The following is an 18,726-nucleotide window of genomic DNA, read 5'->3' as shown; positions in this document are numbered from 1 at the left end:
CCGGTGCTGCGCCCAGGGCGCCCGCCGACGAACCGCCGGGAGGCCGGCCGTACGAGCCCGGTGCGGCTGATCGCCTCACGGGCGGCGGCCGAGCGGTCGATACTCGCTGGGTGGAGCGGGTCGCGGCTCGACGCCCGTGGGCGACCGTGGCGGCGACGGCTATCTCGGCCGCCGTCGTGGTCGCCGTCGGCTCACTGTGGTTGCGCGGCCGGTCGGTCGAGGTGATGTACGGCCTGTTCGTGCTCCACAACGCTCCGACGGCGCTGATGCTCTCCTGGGTCGGCCGGCTCGTCGTCCGCAGACGGCCTGGCAACCCGATCGGCAGGTTGTTGCTGGTGGTGGCCGCACTGGGCGCCGCGCATGTGGTGGTCGCCGCGCTCGCCGACGTCGGCATGGTGCAGTGGGGGCACAGTGCGCCGATCCCGACCGTGCCGGACCTGATCCCGGCCCGCATGCCGGCCGCGGCGTCCGTGCCGCTGTGGTTCATGAACTGGCTGTGGCTGCCGCAGGTGGTGCTGCTGGTGACGGTCCTGCCGGCGATCTTCCCGGACGGGCACCTGCCCGGGCCGCGCTGGCGGTTCGTGCTACGGCTCGGTGCGGCCGGTGGGGTCCTGGCCCTGGCCGGGTTGGTCGTCGACGGCTGGCCGGCGGCGGACTGGGCCGTCGGCTCCGAGCCCGTCGTCGTCCCGCTCCTGCTCCTGCCGGGATTCGCGCTGCTCGCCGCGGCCACGCTGGGGGCGTTGGCCGCCATGGTCGTTCGGTGGCGGCACACGGCCGCGGACCAACGTCGCCCGTTCCAGGTCGTCGGCACGGCGGTGACTCTCTTGGCCGTGCTGTGCCTCGCGACGTATCCGTGGCCGTGGATGTGGACGCCGACGAGCCTGGTGGCGCTGCAGCTCGTGCTGCTCGCCTACGCGCTCGCGGTGGCCCGGTTGCGGGTGCACGACCTCGAGCCCGTGCTCGCCCGGCGCACCGTCGTCGTCGGGCTGTCCGTCGTGGTGACGGCGCTCGTCGCGGCGGCGATCGTCGCCGTCGGTTGGGTCGCCGCGCGCATGAGCGACAACGACCTGTTGCCCCTGGTCGCGGTGGGCCTGGTGGCCCTCGGCGTCGAGCCGGTCCGCCGGGTGACGAGCCGCCTGATCACCCGCGCGGTCTACCACCTCGGGACCGACCACACGCAGGTGGTCTCTCAGATGGCGGCGCAGGCGAGTGCCGGCGCCGCCACGGACCTGCTCGCGGGTGTCGTCGACGTGCTCAGGCGTGCGACCGGCTCGGCGCGGGCGGAGGCGTGGCTGCGTGAGCACGGCGAGCTGGTCCTTGCGGCCACATCCGGCCGCGAGGGCGCGTTCGGGACCGTGCTCGCCGCGCCCGTCGTCAGCCATGACGAGCAGCTGGGCGAGCTCCGGCTGCTGGCCGACGTCCCGGGCGATCTCCCGCGCTGGAGTCACCAGCTGCTTGCGGACGTCAGTCACATCACGGCGGCGGCGCTGTACAACGCCCGACTGTCGGCGGCGCTCGAGCACCAGCTGGTCGAGCTGCGCTCGTCCCGCCGGCGCCTCGTCGAGGCCCAGGACGCGGCACGCCGGAGCATCGAACGGGATCTGCATGACGGCGCACAGGCACAGCTGATCGCCCTGCGGCTCCGGCTGGCCGTGATCCAGGCCGCGCTGCCGGCGCCCGGTGACCTCGCGGCGGATCTCGGGGAGGTCGCCGCGGGCATCGACGGCGCGGTCGACACGCTGCGGGTGCTGGCGCACGGGCTGCAGCCACCGATCCTGGACCAGGCCGGCGTCGCCGCGGCGCTGCGCGCCCACGCCCGCGGGCTGCCCGTCCCGGTGGACGTGTCCGCCGACGGCGTCGCACGCTACGACGCGGCGATCGAGTCCGCGGTGTACTTCGCGTGCCTCGAGGCGATCCAGAACGCCCTCAAGCACAGCGGCGCAGGACGGATCCAGGTGGAGCTCTCCGTGGATGGGGGCACGCTGACCTTCTCGGTCCGCGACGACGGCGTAGGTTTCGACCGTTACCGGACCGACGACGACCGTGCGACGTCCGGGTTGGTGAACATCGGTGACCGGCTGGCCGCGGTGGGCGGCACGCTCACGATCGAGAGCGGCTCAGGTGACGGAGCTCGGATCTGCGGCTCGGTACCTGTACCGGACCTGCCGAGCGCCACGGGATCGAGCACGCCACGGCCGCCAGGACCATGAGCGTGACGCCGAGGACGGCGACCCATGCGCCGCGGGGCTCGGTGAGGGTGAGGTCGGGCCCGCCGACGAGCGGGGGCGTGATGCCGATCCCGATCGCCACCGCGGCGGTGGGGACCGCGCACAGCGCGCGTCCGAGGCGGCTTCCACGGCCCGAGAGTGCGTAGCCGCCCGCGATGCCGTACAGCGCGACGGCGAGGGCGCCGAGGCCCAGCGCGGAGGAGAAGAGATCCGCCAGCGCGCCCGGCAGGAAGAGCGGCGCGACGGCGAACGGCAGTGGCGCCAGGACAGGCCATCGGGGCGGCGCCGGACGCCGGCCGCGCGCGTGCGCCCACCCCAGGACGCCGCCGGTGAGCGCACCGGGGAGGAGGATCGCGAGGAACGTGCCCGCCCAGCCGACCTCGGAGGTGCTGCCGGCCAGCTCGGCCATGTAGGCGCGTAGTGCCGCCGCCCAGGCGAGGCCGGCAACGGCGCCGACGAGCACAGCGGCCCATGGCCGCACGCCGCCTCGCAGCAACCCCGGCCCGTCGCCCTGTGCGCGTGCGTTCATCGGGCCCACCGCCTCCGCCGTCGTTGCGATCACTGTCGCAGCCGCCCCGGAGCACGACGAGGGGGGAGCCCGCACAGTGACGGTGCAGCCTCCCCACCCGCGGCGGTGGTGGGTGAGGAAGCGGAAGCGCGGCCCGTCGAGGAGACGTGCCACCCGTCGTCGAGGTCGGCGGAGGTGACGCGCCGGATGGCCGGGTCGATCACCCCACGGGCATCGGGATCAGACAGCCTGCCACAGATTGAAGGTGACCCAGCCGTGGCCGTTGCCACCCTTTGGCTTCGGCTCGTGCCGTCTCTTCCGGCCGAACCGGTCACCGCGGCCGTTGATGCTGATCGCGTGCGTCTTATGACTGCCGAGCTTGGTCGTGAAACGAGGGAATGCGTCGTCGACGGCGGGCGCGAGCTTGTTGAAGTCGCCGACCGCGATCACGGGGTGGTTCGGGTGGCTGTGCGCGAACCGCTGGATCCGCATCCGGGACTCCCGCCACGCCTGCTGGTTCGCCTCGCGGAGGTAACCCATCGGGGGGAAGTGGATCCCGATCACCCACCAGGTAGCTCCGTTGTGCCTGACCTTGAAGGCCTGGTAGCGACGCGGTTCGCGCCACCGCTTGAACCGCCACCGTTCAGTCATCTTCAGCAGCCGGCGCTGCAGGATCGTGACGTCGTCGCGGATCAGGAACGCGATCTCCGGCGCGAGATCACCGTGCTTCCTGGTGTACTGCTTGAGCCGGTAGCCGTGCCGATCGGCCAGAGCGGACAGATGTGACCGGGCGTTCTCGGCCTCGCTGAGCACCATCACGTGCGGTCGTTGTCCGGACAGGATCGATCCGACCCGTGGCGTGCTCTCCAAGCCGACATTGGCGGTCGACAGCTTGAGCCCGCGTTCCCTCGCGGCGGCCGCTGCGGGATCGACACCGAGGCCGGCGGCAACACCCGTTGCCAGCGTCCCGGTGATGAGACCGCGGCGGCTGATCTCGTACGACATGTGGCTTCTCCCCCCGTGCGGACGAACGGCGTCCATAGCCGATGTGGACGTCGCGATTGTTGCAACAGACCACACAGCGGCGGTAGAGAGCGAGCTGCACCCGCACGTTCAGCAGCACTGAGTGCCGGTCGCGTCGACCGCGCCTCTGTGCGCACCGGGGGCGCAGTGCGCGCACGCGGGGCTAGGTCGGGTGCCCGGTTCCTGCGTGGGGGCCCGTGCGGCTCAGGCGCGCCGGTAGGTGAGGAAGCGGAAGCGGGGCCCTTTCGAGGAGACGTGCCACCCGTCGTCGGGGTCAACCGAGGTGACGCGCCAGACGGCCGGGTCGATCTCCGGGGCCCGGGTGTCGCCGTCGACCTCGATGTCGATCTCGGTGACCTCCAGGACGTCGGCCCGGTCGATCGTCTGCGCGTAGATCTCCCCGCCCCCGAGGATCCAGACCGTGCCGCTCCCGGCCGCCGTGAGCGCGGTCTCGAGGTCCGCCACCGTCTCCGCGCCCGGCGCGGAGTAGTCCGTGCGGCGGGTCAGGACGATGTTGCGGCGGTCCGGCAGCGGCCGGAACCCCGGGGGGAAGGACTCCCAGGTAGTCCGTCCCATGACCACTGTCGTGCCGGCGGTGATCCGGCGGAACCGCGCCATGTCCTCCGGCACGTGCCAGGGCATCGTCCCGTCGGCGCCGATGACCCGGTCGCGCGCCTGGGCCCAGATGAGACCGAGGGGCACTAGACCGCGACCGGTGCCTTGATCGCGGGGTGGTGCTGGTAGTCGACCACCTCGACGTCGTCGAAGTCGTAGTCGAACAGAGAGGACGCCTTGCGCAGGCGCAGCGTCGGGAACGGGTACGGCTCGCGGGTCAGCTGCTCGCGGACCTGCTCGACGTGGTTGTCGTAGATGTGGCAGTCGCCGCCGGTCCACACGAAGTCGCCGACCTCGAGGTCGGCCTGCTGGGCGACCATGTGCGTGAGCAGGGCGTAGGAGGCGATGTTGAACGGCACGCCGAGGAAGAGGTCGGCGCTGCGCTGGTAGAGCTGGCAGCTGAGCCGCCCCTCGGCGACGTAGAACTGGAAGAACGCGTGGCACGGCATGAGTGCCATCTGGTCGAGCTCGGCGACGTTCCAGGCGGAGACGACCATGCGGCGGGAGTCCGGGTTGCGGCGAAGCGTCTCGAGCACCTGCCGGATCTGGTCCACGTGCTCACCGTCGGGCGTGGGCCAGGATCGCCACTGGACGCCGTAGACCGGTCCGAGGTCGCCGTCCTCGTCCGCCCACTCGTTCCAGATCCGGATGCCGTGGTCCTGCAGCCAGCGGACGTTCGAGTCGCCGCGCAGGAACCACAGCAGCTCACCGACGATCGACTTCAGATGGACGCGCTTCGTGGTCACCAGCGGGAAGCCGGCACGCAGGTCGAACCGCATCTGGTGGCCGAAGACGCTGCGCGTCCCGGTCCCCGTCCGGTCGCTCTTGGGGGTGCCGTGCTCCAGGACGTGCCGCAGGAGATCCTCGTAGGCCGTGCCGGCGGCGGTGGCGGCGAGCGGCGTCTCGGTCTGGCTCACGCCTCCATGGTAGGACCGGCCAAGTCACGGGACCCGATCGACGCGCGGTGCGCCCCGGTGCCGGACAGCACCGAGGCCCGCGACGTGCGCGGGCCTCGGTGTACTGCCGGGACCTCAGGCGGCAGGCTCGGAGCGCTGCTCGACCTCGGCGCGGTTGCCCGTGTGGGCCACCTCGATCTTGCGCGGTCGGGCCTCCTCGGCGACCGGGATCGTCAGCGTGAGCACGCCGTCGGCGTAGGCCGCCTGGATCCGGTCGAGGGCGAGGCCGTGGCCCAGCGAGAGCTGACGGGCGAACGTGCCGGTCGGGCGCTCGTGGGTGAGCCACTGCGCGTCCTCGGGAACGTCCATGCGCCGTTCGGCGCGCACGGTCAGCGTTCGGTCCTCGACGTCGACGTCGATCGTTGCCGGGTCGACGCCGGGCAGGTCCACGCGGGCGACGTAGGACTCACCCTCGCGGTACAGGTCCAGTGGCATGCCGGGTGCGTTCGGGACCTGGCGCCGCATGGTGGCGAGCCACTCGTCCATCTCCCGGAACGGGTCGAAACGCGTAGCCATGAAAGATCACCCCTGATCCAACACTGTCGGCCCGGACCTTCCGGGCCGCCCGGCCGGGACCGTCGCTGCGGACCGGTCGGGTGCTTCGTGCACGACAACAGATTTAGCACTCTCCCTATTCGAGTGCTAAGCGGTGATCGCTCAGGGCGAAAAGTTGAGTCGACAACGCTCAAGGCGGTGGCCGGCTCGCGCCGGCCGCGGGGCCCAGCAGTGCGGCCTCAAGCGTCCGGGATCTCCTGGAACGCGCGCACCTCGATGGGGCCGCCGAGCATCTCCGAGGCGCGGGTGGCCCACTCGACCGCCGCCTCCTCGTTCGCGACGTCGATGACCCAGAAGCCGCCGACGTACTGGTCGGCCTCGACGAACGGCCGGTTCTCGACCGTCGGCGTCTCACCGGTGGCGTCGACCGTCTTCGCGCTCGACGGCGGGTGCAGGCCGCCTGCGAAGACGAGCGCGTCCTGGGCCCGGAGGTCGTCGAGGAAGGCCATGGTCTTGGCGAGCAGCGCCTCGAGGACGGCCGGATCCATGTCGGCCATGGTCGGCTCCTCCGCGGAGTCGTGCGGGTTGGTCAGCATGTACTGCGTCATTGCCTGCTCCCTTCGGCGGAGGCCGTCCGCCCGGGTCGTGGTGAGCGCCACCCTGACGCTCCGGAGCCTGGCACACCGGCGGCGTACCGAGAACGGAATTTGCGCCGGCCGCATCACGTGGGTCCGAGCGCGGCGCGTCAGGTCCTGGCCGCGGCGAAGGTGACGATGTCCTCGAGCGCCGGGTCGTACCCGTCGCCGGTGTCCACATCGAGCGTCGGGACGTCGAGCCTGATCGCTTCCCACGCCGGATCGGTCTCAGGCCAGCCGGCGTCTGGATGCGCGGAGCGGGTGGGGATCTCGGCCAGTCGCTGCTGCCGGCGTCGCAGCAGGACGTCGGGAGCGGCCGCGCAGCGCACGATCCGGAGCTCGGCCAGGTCGCGTAGCGGGGTGAGGCCGGCCGCCCAGCGGCCGTGCTGGAAGGCGGCCTCGGCGACGACGGTCACGCCACCGTCGAGGAGCAGGCGGACGCACGCGAAGAACAGGGGATAGGTGCGCGCGGTGAGCGGATCGCGGGTGTCGGGGAGGAACCCGGGTCCGTGCGCGTGGACCATGCCCTCCTTGATCTCGTCGCGGCAGACCGCCGGGCAGCCGATACGTCGGGCGAGGCGGTGGGCGAGCGTGGTCTTGCCCGAGCCCGGCGGGCCGCTCACCACGATCAGCCGGGGATGCAGCGCGACGCCGTCGGTCACGCCGTCCCGACCCGCTGGGCGTGCCGCGTGTTCGCCGCCTGCCAGGCCTCGGCCATGTTGGCGCCGCCACGGCCCTCGTCCTCGTCGACGACGAGCTCGCAGCCGCGCTGGTCCAGGCCGACGATGCGGAACCTCTGCGGATCGAACCGCTCGCGGTACCCGCCCTTGCCGAGCCCGCCGCCCGGACCGCCGTGCAGGTACAGCGCCGGGATCCCATGCGGGTCGCCCGACTCCTCCCAGTAGATCTCGTGGCCGCCGCCGACGGGCAGCAGGCCGGACGCACGGACCGCGGTGGACACCGTGGTGAGGCTAGCGGAAGCTCTCCGGCGGGGGACCGAACGCCTCCCGCGTCCCCTCCAGGACGCTCCGGCCCATCATCCTGGTGCCCCAGTAGCCCACGGCCGCGCCGACGCCGAACGGGGTGAGGCGACCGACCGACAGCGCGCCCGCACGGGTCAGGCCGGCTTGCACCAGCCGCCGTGCGAGCATCTTGTTGACGGCCTTCACGGTGCCCAGCGGCAGCCTCGTCAGGGCGGCCCGCGCCCAGTAGAGCGTGCCGAGGCCGAGCTGCCCGCTCACGGCCTGGGCGCCGTCCTCGCCGAGCAGCGCGGCGAGCAGCAGCGTGCGGCGACGCTCCACGTCCTCGACGTCGATCCCGTGGACCGCAGCGACGGCCATGACGTGCTCGGCCGAGCTGGTGAGGAAGGCCAGCGACTGGGCGCCGGTGAGCCCCAGCGCGCTGACGGTACCGATGCCCGGCCAGGCCGCCGCCGCGCCGACGGCGCCGCCGAGCCGGGCCGCCCGAGCCAGGTAGCGCTTCTCGAGGTGGGCGATCGCCTCGGCCGGGGTGATCCCGGGACGCTCCCGCCGCAGCTCGGCCACACGGTCGGCTCCCTTGGCGGCACGCCGCACGGCCAGATCCAGCAGCCGCTCGAGAGTGCGGCCGCGCCGACGCTCCGTGCGGGGGCTCAACCTGCCACCTCGTCCGTGAACACGACGGTGTGACCGGCGCCCGCTGCGAGCGTGCGGCCCACCGTGCACTGCCGTTCGATCGCCGCCTCCGCCCGCTCCACTGTCCTGGTGCGGGTCTGGTCGTCCAGGCCGGAGAGATCGGTGACGATCTCCGCGGTGAGGGAGGCGTAGCGGTTCTCCTCCTTGTTCTTCTCCGCGGAGACCCCGACGGTGGCGGCGAAGTCATCGCCGAGAGCATGGGCGAGGCGATGGTCGGCGGACAGCGTGCAGCACGTCGCCAGGGCGATCTGCAGCAGCTCGCCGGGCGTGAACTGTCCCTCGCCGTCGCCCACCAGGACCTCGGCGCCACGGGCGTTCCGACCTGTGTAGGACCGGGTGCCCGTGCGCTCCGCCCACAGCGCCGACGCTGTCCTCGTGCGGCCGTCGACCTCGGGGTTCGGACTGTCCTCGCTCGTCGCAGTCATGACCGCATCGTCGCACGCGTCCGGCCGCGCCGCTGTCCGGCGAGGCGCGGGTGCTGGGCTGCGCGGAACAGTCGTCTCGCGCGTCGGATGTGCCGTGCGCCACGTCACATCCGAGTACGGTGGGCAACGCACCTGGCTCAATGGCGAGCCAGGGGCACCTCTCTCGGAGTCGCTGACGAGCCGCGTCAGGCGCGCTGCCCGTCGAGGTACTGCAGGCCCAGCCGCCGCTCCACCGCGGCGACCTTGTCCACGGTGTCGACGGCGGTCTTCTCGATCTTCCGGCCCACCAGCGGCACCGAGGCCGTGACGTCCCCGGAGTAGGTCTCCTCGCTCCCGTCCGCGGTCGGCACCAGGTGCTGGCTGCCCCGCACCTTCACCGGCACGCCGCTGATCTCGAGCGTGAACGTGGAGGTGCGTGCGCCGTCGACCGGGGCGCCCCAGTCCTCGACGATGACGACCTCCAGGGAGCTGCCGACCAGCGAGCGGAAGGCGGGCGGGATCTTCGTCGTCGGCATGTCGGCGCGCGTGGTGACCGTGAAGGCCTCGCCGTCCCGGGTGACGTCGCAGCTGGAGCGCAGCGCGCCCGCTGCCTCCATCTTCCTGGTGACGAAGTCTTCGTCCGCGAGCATGGCGGCGACCGTCTCGACGTCCGCGGGGTAGGTGATCGTGGTGGTGAACTGCACGGGGAGGGCTCCTCGGGACGCGGTTCGGCGTTGGCTCAGCACGGGCTGGTGCGGCCAGCGTAACGTCGCACCGCGGGGGTGCCAGCACGTCCTACGCTGGGGCCGTGGCCCACACGCTCGCCCAGATGATCGCCCAGTCCGGACACCTCGACGAGCGTGACGCGGAGTGGCTGCACCAGCTCGTGGGGGACTGGCAGGTCGTCGCCGATCTCGCGTTCGCCGATCTCGTGCTGTGGCTCCCGACCGAGGACGGCGACTTCGTGGCGGCCGCGCACTGCCGGCCGTCGACCGCCGCCACTGTGCACTACCAGGACATCGTCGGCCAGCAGCCGTCGGAGGTGCGGCGCGCGCTCATGGCGCAGACCATGGCGGACCGCGGCATCCACGTGCGGGCCGACCCGCAGGGCCGCGCCTCGTTGCCGATGCGTGAGGTGCTGCTGCCGGTCGTCTGCGCCGGCCGCATGCTCGGCGTGCTGACCCGCGAGGTCGGGCTGCCCACCTCGCGGGTGCCGTCCCGGCTGGATGTGTCCTACATCGAGATCGCCGACGTGCTGTGCGGGATGATCAGCCGGGGTGAGTTCCCGCAGCAGGGCGCCCCGACCGGGTCCCGGCGTGGGGCGCCGCGCGTCGGCGACGGGCTCGTCCGGCTCGACCCGGAGGGCCGGGTCATCTACGCGAGCCCGAACGCGTTGAGCAACTTCCACCGGCTCGGCGTGATCGGCGAGCTGAAGGGGCAGGTCCTCGGCGAGGTCGTCACGTCCCTCATCGAGGATCACAGCACGGTGGAGGAGACGATGGCCGTCGTCGTCATGGGACGGGCCGCGTGGCGCACCGAGATCGAGTCGCGCGGGGTGACCCTCACCCTGCGGGCCGTGCCCCTCACCGAGAACGGGGAGCGGCGCGGGGCCCTGCTGCTGTGCCGTGACGTCTCGGAGGTGCGCCGCCGCGAGCGGGAGCTGATCACCAAGGACGCCACCATCCGGGAGATCCACCACCGCGTGAAGAACAATCTCCAGACGGTCTCCGCGCTGCTGCGGCTGCAGTCCCGCCGCAGCCCGAACCCGGAGACGCAGGCGGCGCTGGACGAGGCGGAGCGGCGGGTCTCGACGATCGCGATGGTGCACGAGACGCTCTCGCAGGGCCTGGACGAGGTGGTCGACTTCGACGAGGTGTTCGGCCGGCTGCTGCGACTGGCGGCCGACGTCGCCTCGCAGGACTCCTCGGTGAGCACGGTCGTGGACGGGACCTTCGGGAAGGTCGGTGCGGAGGCGGCGACGTCCCTCGCCGTCGTGCTCACGGAGCTGGTCTCGAACGCGGTGGAGCACGGGCTGGCCGGCCGGACCGGGACGGTCAAGGTCCGGGCCGCACGATCCGGCCCGGAGCTGGAGGTGACGGTGAGCGACGACGGTGTCGGCATCGAGGACGGCCGGGTGCTCTCGGGTCTGGGCACCCAGATCGTCGAGACCCTGGTGAAGGGCGAGCTGAACGGCTCGATCGAGTGGCGTCGCCGCGACGAGGGCGGCACCGAGGTCGCGCTCTCGGCGTGGATCGGCGTCCCTGGGCAGATCGTGCGCCGGTTCTGACCGCGGAACGCGGCGCCCGGACAGAGCACGACGCCGCCGGTCTCCCGGCGGCGTCGGTGGTTCTCTGTGGGCCTGGCGTCAGCCGGCGGCTCGCCGGGCACGAGCGGTGCGGCGCTTCAGCGCACGACGCTCGTCCTCGCTCAGCCCGCCCCAGACTCCGGAGTCCTGCCCGGTCTCCATCGCCCACTTCAGGCACGTGTCGACGACCGTGCACCGGTGGCAGACGGCCTTGGCCTCCTCGATCTGGAGGAGGGCAGGTCCGGTGTTTCCGATGGGGAAGAACAGCTCCGGGTCCTCGGTGAGGCAGGCGGCGCGGTGACGCCAGTCCATAGAGTCTCCTTTGCGCATGCGGGCCGTGCCCTGAGGGAGGGGCGGTCCGGGATCAAAGTGCCGCCGACAACCTTTGCACGGCCCTTGAATCGTTCACAAGGGTTTCCGGGAGATGACTTCTCGGTGACGTCGTGCCCTTTCTCACAGGCGCGCGTGGCGCCGGTGCCTGTCCGCGACGTGGGCGCCTGGTGTCCGTGCAGCGGTACGCGCGGGTGGGTCGGACGGCCCGTCGGGGGACGCTCGGGCGGGATCTCCGCGGACGCTCCGCGACGGTAGATTCGGGCTTGTGACCACCACCCGCGCGGCCGTCCCGCTGCCGCTCAAGCTCGCCCTGGCCGGGGCGCTGCTCGAGGCGCTGCTCCTCGTCGGGACAGCCGTCATCGTGGTCGCCGGTGCGCTCTCGGCGGGGCGAGGCCGTGGCCTGGGCGTCGTCGTGCCGTTCGCCGTCCTGCTGGTCGGCTTCGCCCTGCTCCTGGCCGCGGCGGCGCGCGCGCAGTGGCGCGGGATGCGGTGGGGACGTGGTCCGCTCATCACCTGGCAGCTCCTCCAGATCATCACCTCCGTCACGCTGGTCACCGGCCTACCGGTCGCGGCGGTCATGGCGGTGGTGGCGCTGTCCGTGGCGGTCGTCGTCGGCATCCTGTGGCCCAGCTCGCGCGAGCACGCCTCGACCACCCGCTCACCGGGCGCCGTCGTCTGAGGCCACCTGGACCGGGGTCGCCCGGCCACGCGTGACGAGCACGCCGAGCCCGGCCTGGTGCGGGCGCGTCGGGTCGACCGCCGTGCGGAGGGGCACGTCGGTCAGCTGCGGCCCGGAGGCCGAGGGACGCAGCAGCAGGAGCGAGGCGCGGGCGCGCCAGAGGGCGAGCGGACCGCGATAGGCGGCCGCGACCGACTCGGGACGAGCGGACGCGAGGACGGCCACCCCGCGCGTCGTGGCCGCGAGCTCCTCGAGGTGGTGCACCGGCCAGGTGTCGGCGTCATCGAGCACGACGACGGACGTGCCGCCCGGCAGCACGTCACCCGGCTCCGGGGCGACGGCCGAGCCGGGTACCGGCGCGAGCTGGTCCCGCATCGTGCGCAGCGCCGTCGTGCGGCCGCTGCCGGGCGGACCGACCACGAGGACCACCTCGCCCGGGCCGCAGCGGACCCGGACCGGGCCGGCGTCGTCCCCGCCACGGCCGACGACGGCGGTCCAGTCCGGTCGGCCGGGGCGCGGGAGCGTGTGCACCGGTACCTGCTCGGGGAGGGGCGCGAGCCGCAGGATCCCCGGCCGCGGCGGGCCCAGGTCGCACGCGCCCGCGGTCGCCACCTGGAGCACGGTGGCGCGCCCGGGCTCCACGAGCACCCCGCGGCCGGGCAGCGGCGGCCCGCCGACGAGGTCCCGGGGCACGCCGGCGACGAGCGCCTCGGTCTCGTCCTTGGCCGCGAGCACCAGGCGGGTCCGCAACGGTTCGAGCCACCGGGCGCCGGCGAGCGAGGGCGGTCCGCTGAGCACCGCGCGCACGCCCGACCGGCGGGCGTCGCGGACGGCACGGGCCAGCAGTGCTGCGCCCTGCCCGGTCCCGGCGAGGAGGTCGAGCCGCTCGGTGACGAGGTCGGCGTCGTCGACGAGGAGCAGGCCGTCGCCGTCCAGGCGCTCCAGGAGCCGGGCCACCCGGCGCGGGTCATCGGCGCCGACCACCGTGCCCCGCGAGGGCCCACGGAGGTCCGTGAACCGCGCCGGCTCGGCCGCGACCAGATGGACGGGGACGTCGGCCGCCAGGGCCGCCGCCAGGACGGTGCGGAGCGTGGTGGTCCGGCCGGTGCCGGGTCCGCCGACCACGAGGAGTCCGTCGGGTTCCCAGTGCCAGGTGCCGAGCCGCTGCTCCTGGGGGAGGTCGGTCGTGGCGAGGGGCAGGCACGCGGTGCGGCCGGCCTCGGTGGCCAGGTCCGACAGGGCGACGCGTTCCGGCAGCGGCGGCGCCCAGGGGCGCGGTGGTGCCGCGGAGCCCGCCAGCTCCCGCCACGACTGCGCGGCCCGCGCGACGACGGCGTCGACCCAGCCGTCCGCGCCGCACCACGGGGCCTGCACGGTGCGCAGACCGTCGCCGCGGACCACGGCCCGGCCGGGCACGGCGGGCAGCTCGGCCGCGGCGGCGGAACCGATGACGTCGTGCGACTCGGCCGGCTCCAGCACCCGCAGGCAGATCCGCAGCGTGAGGTTGGCCCGGACGTCGGCGCCCACCGAGCCACCCGGACGCTGCGTGGCCAGGACGAGGTGGATGCCCAGCGAACGGCCCTGGGTGGCGAGTCGAACGAGGGCGTCCAGGACGTCCTGGTGGCTCTCAGCCAGGGCGCGGAACTCGTCGACCACGACGACGAGCCGAGCCAGGTGCTCCCGGTCCGGGCCCGCCTCCCGGTAACCGGCGAGATCCTTCGCCCCCGCAGCGGCGAGCAGCCGCTCGCGCCGGCGCACCTCCGCGCGCAGGCTCGTCAGCGCCCGCGTCGTGGCGGCCGGGTCGAGGTCCGTGAGTACTCCGGCCACGTGCGGCAGCCCGGCGAGCGGGGCGAACGTGGCCCCGCCCTTGTAGTCGACCAGCAGGAGCTGCAGGTCACGCGGCGAGTACCGGACACCCAGGGCCACGAGCCACGCGAGCAGCAGCTCGGACTTTCCCGCGCCGGTGGTGCCGGCAATCAGGGCGTGCGGGCCGTGCTGGACCAGGTCGATCTCCTCCAGTCCGTCGGCCGAGATCCCGATCGGTGCGGACAGGCCGGGAGAGGGCTCGCGCCACTGGTTGCCGACGTCCTCGGCCGGGCCGACCAGGTCGCGCAGCGGCACGTCGCCGGGCAGTGCGGCGGTGGCGGCGGTCTGCTCGGCCGGCGCGGCGAGCAGGTCGGCGACGGCGTTCGCCCACGGGGGTGCGACGCCGTCGTCCGGCACGCTCAGTACGCGGGTGCACCAGGCGGGGACGGCCTCCAACGGACCGGCGAGGACGAGGTCGACCCGCGACGGCTCGTCAGTCCGCCCGGTCCGGCCGTGCACCGGTGGCTCCGCGGCGAAGGGCTCCCGATGGACGACGACCTGCCAGGGCGCGCGCGGCGCGCCCAGCCGCGGGCGGTCGGGGAGCTCGACGCTCGCCGGGTGACAGGTGGCTAGCTGTGCGACGAGCCATCGGCCGGTCGCCAGGACGGCGTCGTCGGGGCCGACGAGGGCCACCCGGTCGCCGTCGGCCAGGTCGATCGGGGCGGGCGAGCGGCGGCCGCCCGTCCCGAGCCGGACCCGCAACGTCTCGCCGGGGTCCGCCGGGACGGCGCGGCTGGCGGCCAGCAGCAGCACGGTAGCGGCATCCGGCAGGTCGGGTGGTCTTGCCCGTCGTTGCCCGAGCGCCATCGCGACGACCAGTGCGACCGGGACCGCGAGGACGGCCCACCGCCAGGGGTTCGCGGACCCCACCAGCAGGATCGGGACCATCGTCACGCACGCGACGAGGGGCAGGGCCAGCCGCAGCCAGTCCCGGGCGGGGCGGCGGCGTTCGGGCTCCGGAGGGGAGGGCGGGCGCAGCTCGTCCGGCCGACGGCGCACCTCCAGCACCGTCCTGCCCAGCTCCAGGCGGTCGCCCTCGCCGAGGGGCCGCCAGCGGGAGCGCAGCGACCGCGCCCATCGCCCGGGTCTCGGCCCACGCCGCCGTCGTCGCCGGCGGGCCCGGCGGAGCCTGGTGCCGTTCGCCGAGCCCAGGTCCCGGGCCTCGAGGCGTCCGCGGCGCGCCCGCACCGCGACGTGCCGCCGGGAGACGAGCGGGTCGGTCAGCGGCAGGACCTGGTCCGAGCCGAGCGGCCGCCGGCCCAGCTCGGTGACGTCGGGGCCGAGGCCCGCGCACCATCCGGTGTCCGGTCCGGCGACCACCGCGAGGTGCCAGGGCGTCCTCAGGGCAGACCGCGCGACGTCGACGGCGGGCGGCGTGCGTAGGAGAGCGGTCACGCGTCCGAGAGTGCACCGGCATGCCGTGCTCGCGGCGGGCGTCCTGTGGACGACCGTAGGGTCCGGGACGCCCTGTGGATGGCGCGGTTGCCTGGCGCGGGCCGTCGTGTCAAGGTGTCCTCAAGTACTGCTCAAGGCCGAGTCACGTGCAGGACATCGCTCGCCCCAAGATTGCAGACCGGTAACGATCGCCGGATTCTCGACTGCTCCGTGACGGTGCCTCGCCGATTGCTGTGCGACCCCGCGGAAACCGCGTCATACTGCGGGCCTGGGAGGTCGGGGTCGGGTCGGGAGGTGGGTCGGAGCGGACGCCGCGCGACGGTTCGGCCATTTGAGGCTGGACCCAGACCTTCCTAACGTGGCTGCGCACCATGACCTCGGGGTGACCGTCCGGTGCCGCGCGACCGGATGGTCCGCGGAGCCGGGAGGCCATGCCTCGTCCGAACCGAAGGGACCATGATGACAAGCACCACCCGACGCAGGACGGCTGCCGTGGCCGGAGCGGGCCTTCTCGCTGCCGGCCTCGCAGCCTGTACGGCCACCGGAGGCGACCCGCAGGGCGGCGGTGAGGGTGGTGGCGAGGCCCTGACGCTCGAGCAGCTCCGAGAAGACGGCACGATCACCGTGGGCTTCGCCGGCGAGGCGCCGTACAGCTTTCGGGAGGGCGGCGAGCTCACCGGCGCGACGGTCGCGCTCCACGAGCGCATCTGGGGCGAGCTCGGTATCGACAATGTCGAGGGCGTCCAGGCTGAGTTCGGCCAGCTCATCCCCGGCCTCAACGCGGGGAGGTTCGACGTCATCGCCGCGGGCATGTCCATCCTGCCTGAGCGCTGCGAGCAGGCCATCTTCTCGGAGCCGGAGTTCATGTACACCACGGCACTGATGGTCCAAGAGGGCAACCCGTTCAGCCTGCAGACTCTCGACGACGTGGAGGGAACCGACGCGCAGCTCTCGACGATGACCGGTGCGATCGAGTCCGACTACGCCGAGTCCCTCGGACTGGACTCCACCCAGGTGGCCAACCCTCAGGACGGCATGGACGCGGTTGTGAACGGGCGCGCCGACGTGTTCGCACTGACCGGAATCTCGCTGAACTGGATGGCTGAGAACAACCCGGACGCCCCGGTCGAGGTCACCGAGTCATTCGTCCAGGAGATCGACGGCGAACCTCAGGTCGGCGCGGGTGGCACGGTCTTCCGCAGCGCCGACACCGAGCTCCGTGATGCCTACAACGAGGAGCTCGCCACGGTCACCGGCGACGAGCAGACCTACCTCGACGTGGTCGGCGACTTCGGGTTCACCGCGGAGGAGCGGCCGACCGGCGAGCTGACTGCCGAGCAGCTCTGCGCCGACGACCCGAGCTGACCTGCGCCCATGGGCGACAACCTCCAGATCCTCGCCGAACGGCTTCCCGCCTTCGGTCACGGTGTGCTCATCACGTTCGAGCTCACGGTGCTCGGCGGAGTCCTGGCGTTCGTGATCGCCGTCATCCTGGGAGTTTCCGCGCGCAGCGAGTACATCCTCGTGCGCGGCGCTGCCCGCACCGTGATCGAGTTCTTCCGTGGCACGTCGCTACTGGTCCAGCTGTTCTGGCTCTTCTACGTCCTGCCCTTGCTGGGGTACCGCCTGGATGCTCTGTTCTGCGGCGTGCTGGCGCTCGGACTGAACTACGGCGCCTATGCGTCGGAGGTCGTCCGCGGGGCGATCAACTCTGTGCCGAAGGGACAGTGGGAAGCGGCCACGGCACTGAGCCTGAGACCGACCCACCGCCTGCGCAGGATCATCTGGCCGCAGGCGTGGGCCATCATGATTCCGTCGCTGAGCAACCTCTTCGTCATGCTGCTCAAGGGCACCGCGGTGGCGTACATCATCCTCATGCATGACCTCACGTGGGAGTCGAACCAGCTCCGGCAGGCCACGGGTAACACGTTCTTCTCCTATGGCGTGGGCATGGTGGTCTACTTCGTCATCGCACTCGCAATCGTGCTGCTCGCCAACCTGCTCGAGCGCCGCGCCAAGCGCCGCCTCGGCCAGCTCCCGGACGGCACCCGGCGGGCGCGAGCCTCCATGGATCTGGCCGGCTCGCCCCAGGCCTTGGCAGGGGGAAGCAAGGCATGACCTTCGATTGGAGCTGGGAGGCTGCCGGCGAGGTCCTCCCGGACCTTGTGGAGGCCTTCCTCCAGGTCACGCTGGTGGCGACCGTTGTCGGCTCGATCATCGCCGCCGTGCTCGGCCTCGTCATCGCCATGATCCGCCGGCTCGCGCCGTCATGGATCGCCATGCCAGTACACGGCGTCATGGAGTTCATCCGGATGACGCCGATCGTCATCCAGCTGCTGTTCGCCTACTACACCTTCCAGCAGTTCAGTCCGCTGACGATCGGGATCGTCGTCCTGGGCGTCCACTACGCCTCCTACATGGCCGAGGTCTATCGGTCGGGAATCGACGCGGTGCCCAAGGGCCAGTGGGAGGCCGCGACGGCCCTGTCGATGTCCACGACGAGGACGTGGCGGCGGATCGTCATCCCGCAGGCGCTGCGCATCACCGTGCCGGCGCTCGGGACGTGGGTGATCTCCATGTTCAAGGACACGCCGTTCCTCATCGTGATCACCGTGACGGAGATGCTGGCTGCCGCGTACGAGTACGGTGCGTCCGACTTCCGGCTGCTCGAACCGATCACCCTGTGCGGCCTGATCTTCCTGGCCGCCAGCTACCCCACGGCCATCCTCCTGAGGCGATTGGAAGTGCGACTTGCCCGCTACTGACCCCAACGCAGTCCCGGTCACGTCCGGCGCGGATCCTTCCGCCCCGGTCCTGAAGTTCGAGGACGTCCTCAAGAAGTTCGGGGACCACACGGTCCTCGACGGTCTCAACTTCTCTGTCGGCAAGGGCGAGCGTGTCACCCTCATCGGGCCCTCCGGCTCCGGCAAGACGACCATCCTGCGGCTGGTCATGACCCTGGAGCACCTCACGGGTGGGTTCATCTACCTCGACGGCGAACCGCTCACGCACGAGATGCGCGGCGGCAAGCGCGTCGAGCGGAAGAAGAAGGACGTCGCGAGGCTGACCACGAAGATCGGCATGGTCTTCCAGCAGTTCAACCTGTTCCCGAACATGTCGGTGCTGGAGAACCTTACCGAGGCCCCGATCCACGTGCTCGGCAAGTCCAGGGCCGAGGCCGAGGAGCGGGCGCGTGAGCTGCTGGACCACGTCGGCCTCGGGGACAAGGTCGACGAGCACCCCACTCGCCTCTCCGGCGGCCAGCAGCAACGCGTGGCGATCGCGCGGGCGCTCGCCATGGACCCGGAGGTCCTGCTGCTCGACGAGGTGACCTCGGCCCTCGACCCCGAGCTGGTGGGGGAGGTGCTGAACGTGCTGCGCACCATCGCGGAGACCACGGACATCACGATGCTGCTGGTCACCCACGAGATGCAGTTCGCCCAGGAGGTCTCCCACCGCGTCCTCATGTTCGACCAGGGTCACATCATCGAGGACAAGCCGCCGGCGCAGATGTTCAGCAACCCGGAGAACGAGCGCACCCAGGCCTTCCTCAAGGCCGTGCTCTAGGCAACCACGACGATGCCCCGGCGGTCTCCGCGCCCTCCACGCGG

The 18,726-nt window shown here is 72.4% G+C and carries 20 protein-coding genes; 7 read left to right on the top strand and 13 right to left on the bottom strand.

All coding sequences use genetic code 11. The features are described from left to right. The first annotated feature begins 110 nt into the window (after positions 1–110). Positions 111–2,210 carry a sensor histidine kinase gene (locus ACFQQL_RS14135; RefSeq protein ID WP_382395493.1) on the top strand — a complete coding sequence of 700 codons (2,100 nt, stop codon included), beginning with the start codon at positions 111–113 and terminating at the stop codon, positions 2,208–2,210. Here ACFQQL_RS14135 and ACFQQL_RS14130 read toward each other — a convergent pair. The 11 genes from ACFQQL_RS14130 to ACFQQL_RS14080 all read right to left on the bottom strand — a co-directional run bounded on the left by ACFQQL_RS14130 (position 2,101) and on the right by ACFQQL_RS14080 (position 9,241). Next, positions 2,101–2,757 carry a hypothetical protein gene (locus ACFQQL_RS14130; RefSeq protein ID WP_382395491.1) on the bottom strand — a complete coding sequence of 219 codons (657 nt, stop codon included), beginning with the start codon at positions 2,755–2,757 and terminating at the stop codon, positions 2,101–2,103. The genes ACFQQL_RS14135 and ACFQQL_RS14130 overlap by 110 nt on opposite strands. 219 nt (positions 2,758–2,976) lie before the next feature. Further along, positions 2,977–3,741, bottom strand: a complete 765-nt coding sequence (locus ACFQQL_RS14125) for an endonuclease/exonuclease/phosphatase family protein (RefSeq protein WP_382395489.1) — start codon at positions 3,739–3,741, stop codon at positions 2,977–2,979. A gap of 222 nt (positions 3,742–3,963) precedes the next feature. Continuing rightward, positions 3,964–4,461, bottom strand: a complete 498-nt coding sequence (locus tag ACFQQL_RS14120; RefSeq protein ID WP_382395487.1) for a dihydrofolate reductase — start codon at positions 4,459–4,461, stop codon at positions 3,964–3,966. Continuing rightward, positions 4,461–5,291, bottom strand: a complete 831-nt coding sequence (locus tag ACFQQL_RS14115) for a thymidylate synthase (protein WP_382395485.1) — start codon at positions 5,289–5,291, stop codon at positions 4,461–4,463. Before ACFQQL_RS14115 ends, ACFQQL_RS14120 begins: the two co-directional genes overlap by 1 nt. A 114-nt stretch (positions 5,292–5,405) precedes the next feature. Further along, positions 5,406–5,846: an Hsp20/alpha crystallin family protein gene (locus ACFQQL_RS14110; protein ID WP_382395483.1), complete on the bottom strand. Its 441-nt coding sequence runs from the start codon at positions 5,844–5,846 to the stop codon at positions 5,406–5,408. Between the two features lie 218 nt (positions 5,847–6,064). Further along, positions 6,065–6,433: a YciI family protein gene (locus tag ACFQQL_RS14105; protein ID WP_382395481.1), complete on the bottom strand. Its 369-nt coding sequence runs from the start codon at positions 6,431–6,433 to the stop codon at positions 6,065–6,067. A 137-nt stretch (positions 6,434–6,570) separates the two neighbouring features. After that, positions 6,571–7,122, bottom strand: a complete 552-nt coding sequence (locus ACFQQL_RS14100) for an AAA family ATPase (RefSeq protein WP_382395479.1) — start codon at positions 7,120–7,122, stop codon at positions 6,571–6,573. Then, a complete protein-coding gene (locus ACFQQL_RS14095) occupies positions 7,119–7,421 on the bottom strand; it encodes a hypothetical protein (protein WP_382395477.1) in 303 nt (100 codons plus the stop codon). Before ACFQQL_RS14095 ends, ACFQQL_RS14100 begins: the two co-directional genes overlap by 4 nt. Positions 7,422–7,431: 10 nt before the next feature. Beyond that, entirely contained in the window at positions 7,432–8,094 is a 663-nt protein-coding gene (locus ACFQQL_RS14090) for a hypothetical protein (RefSeq protein WP_382395475.1), read from the bottom strand. After that, positions 8,091–8,558, bottom strand: a complete 468-nt coding sequence (locus ACFQQL_RS14085; protein ID WP_382395473.1) for an OsmC family protein — start codon at positions 8,556–8,558, stop codon at positions 8,091–8,093. The genes ACFQQL_RS14090 and ACFQQL_RS14085 overlap by 4 nt, the downstream gene beginning before the upstream one ends. A 185-nt stretch (positions 8,559–8,743) precedes the next feature. After that, positions 8,744–9,241 carry a DUF2505 domain-containing protein gene (locus ACFQQL_RS14080; protein ID WP_382395472.1) on the bottom strand — a complete coding sequence of 166 codons (498 nt, stop codon included), beginning with the start codon at positions 9,239–9,241 and terminating at the stop codon, positions 8,744–8,746. A gap of 125 nt (positions 9,242–9,366) precedes the next feature. Between ACFQQL_RS14080 and ACFQQL_RS14075 the strand changes: the two genes are divergently transcribed. Further along, a complete protein-coding gene (locus ACFQQL_RS14075; RefSeq protein ID WP_382396140.1) occupies positions 9,367–10,824 on the top strand; it encodes a sensor histidine kinase in 1,458 nt (485 codons plus the stop codon). Positions 10,825–10,902: 78 nt separating this feature from the next. Here ACFQQL_RS14075 and ACFQQL_RS14070 read toward each other — a convergent pair whose 3' ends face one another. Continuing rightward, entirely contained in the window at positions 10,903–11,154 is a 252-nt protein-coding gene (locus ACFQQL_RS14070; protein ID WP_382395470.1) for a WhiB family transcriptional regulator, read from the bottom strand. A gap of 286 nt (positions 11,155–11,440) precedes the next feature. Between ACFQQL_RS14070 and ACFQQL_RS14065 the strand changes: the two genes are divergently transcribed. Further along, on the top strand, positions 11,441–11,854 hold the full coding sequence (locus ACFQQL_RS14065; protein ID WP_382395468.1) for a hypothetical protein: 414 nt from the start codon (positions 11,441–11,443) through the stop codon (positions 11,852–11,854). Here the strand turns inward: ACFQQL_RS14065 and ACFQQL_RS14060 are convergent. Then, the gene (locus tag ACFQQL_RS14060; RefSeq protein WP_382395466.1) at positions 11,834–15,115 is read right to left on the bottom strand and encodes an FtsK/SpoIIIE domain-containing protein; all 3,282 of its coding nucleotides are present in this window, start codon (positions 15,113–15,115) and stop codon (positions 11,834–11,836) included. The two genes, ACFQQL_RS14065 and ACFQQL_RS14060, sit on opposite strands and share 21 nt — an antisense overlap. Before the next feature lie 456 nt (positions 15,116–15,571). Between ACFQQL_RS14060 and ACFQQL_RS14055 the strand changes: the two genes are divergently transcribed. From ACFQQL_RS14055 to ehuA, 4 genes are read left to right on the top strand one after another with little or no spacing between them, the layout of a single operon-like run. Next, complete coding sequence (locus ACFQQL_RS14055) at positions 15,572–16,480, top strand: transporter substrate-binding domain-containing protein (RefSeq protein WP_465254059.1); 909 nt, start codon at positions 15,572–15,574, stop codon at positions 16,478–16,480. A gap of 9 nt (positions 16,481–16,489) precedes the next feature. Further along, positions 16,490–17,233, top strand: a complete 744-nt coding sequence (ehuC, locus tag ACFQQL_RS14050; protein WP_382395462.1) for an ectoine/hydroxyectoine ABC transporter permease subunit EhuC — start codon at positions 16,490–16,492, stop codon at positions 17,231–17,233. After that, positions 17,230–17,880, top strand: coding sequence for an ectoine/hydroxyectoine ABC transporter permease subunit EhuD (gene ehuD / locus ACFQQL_RS14045; protein WP_382395460.1), 651 nt, complete (start codon positions 17,230–17,232; stop codon positions 17,878–17,880). Before ehuC ends, ehuD begins: the two co-directional genes overlap by 4 nt. Beyond that, positions 17,867–18,682, top strand: a complete 816-nt coding sequence (ehuA, locus tag ACFQQL_RS14040; protein ID WP_382395458.1) for an ectoine/hydroxyectoine ABC transporter ATP-binding protein EhuA — start codon at positions 17,867–17,869, stop codon at positions 18,680–18,682. The genes ehuD and ehuA overlap by 14 nt, the downstream gene beginning before the upstream one ends. The last annotated feature ends 44 nt before the right edge of the window (positions 18,683–18,726 follow it).

Origin of the sequence: Georgenia alba (assembly GCF_042665525.1) — a bacterium.
Classification (GTDB): domain Bacteria; phylum Actinomycetota; class Actinomycetes; order Actinomycetales; family Actinomycetaceae; genus Allobogoriella; species Allobogoriella alba.
This window is presented reverse-complemented; position numbering and strand designations above follow the sequence as displayed.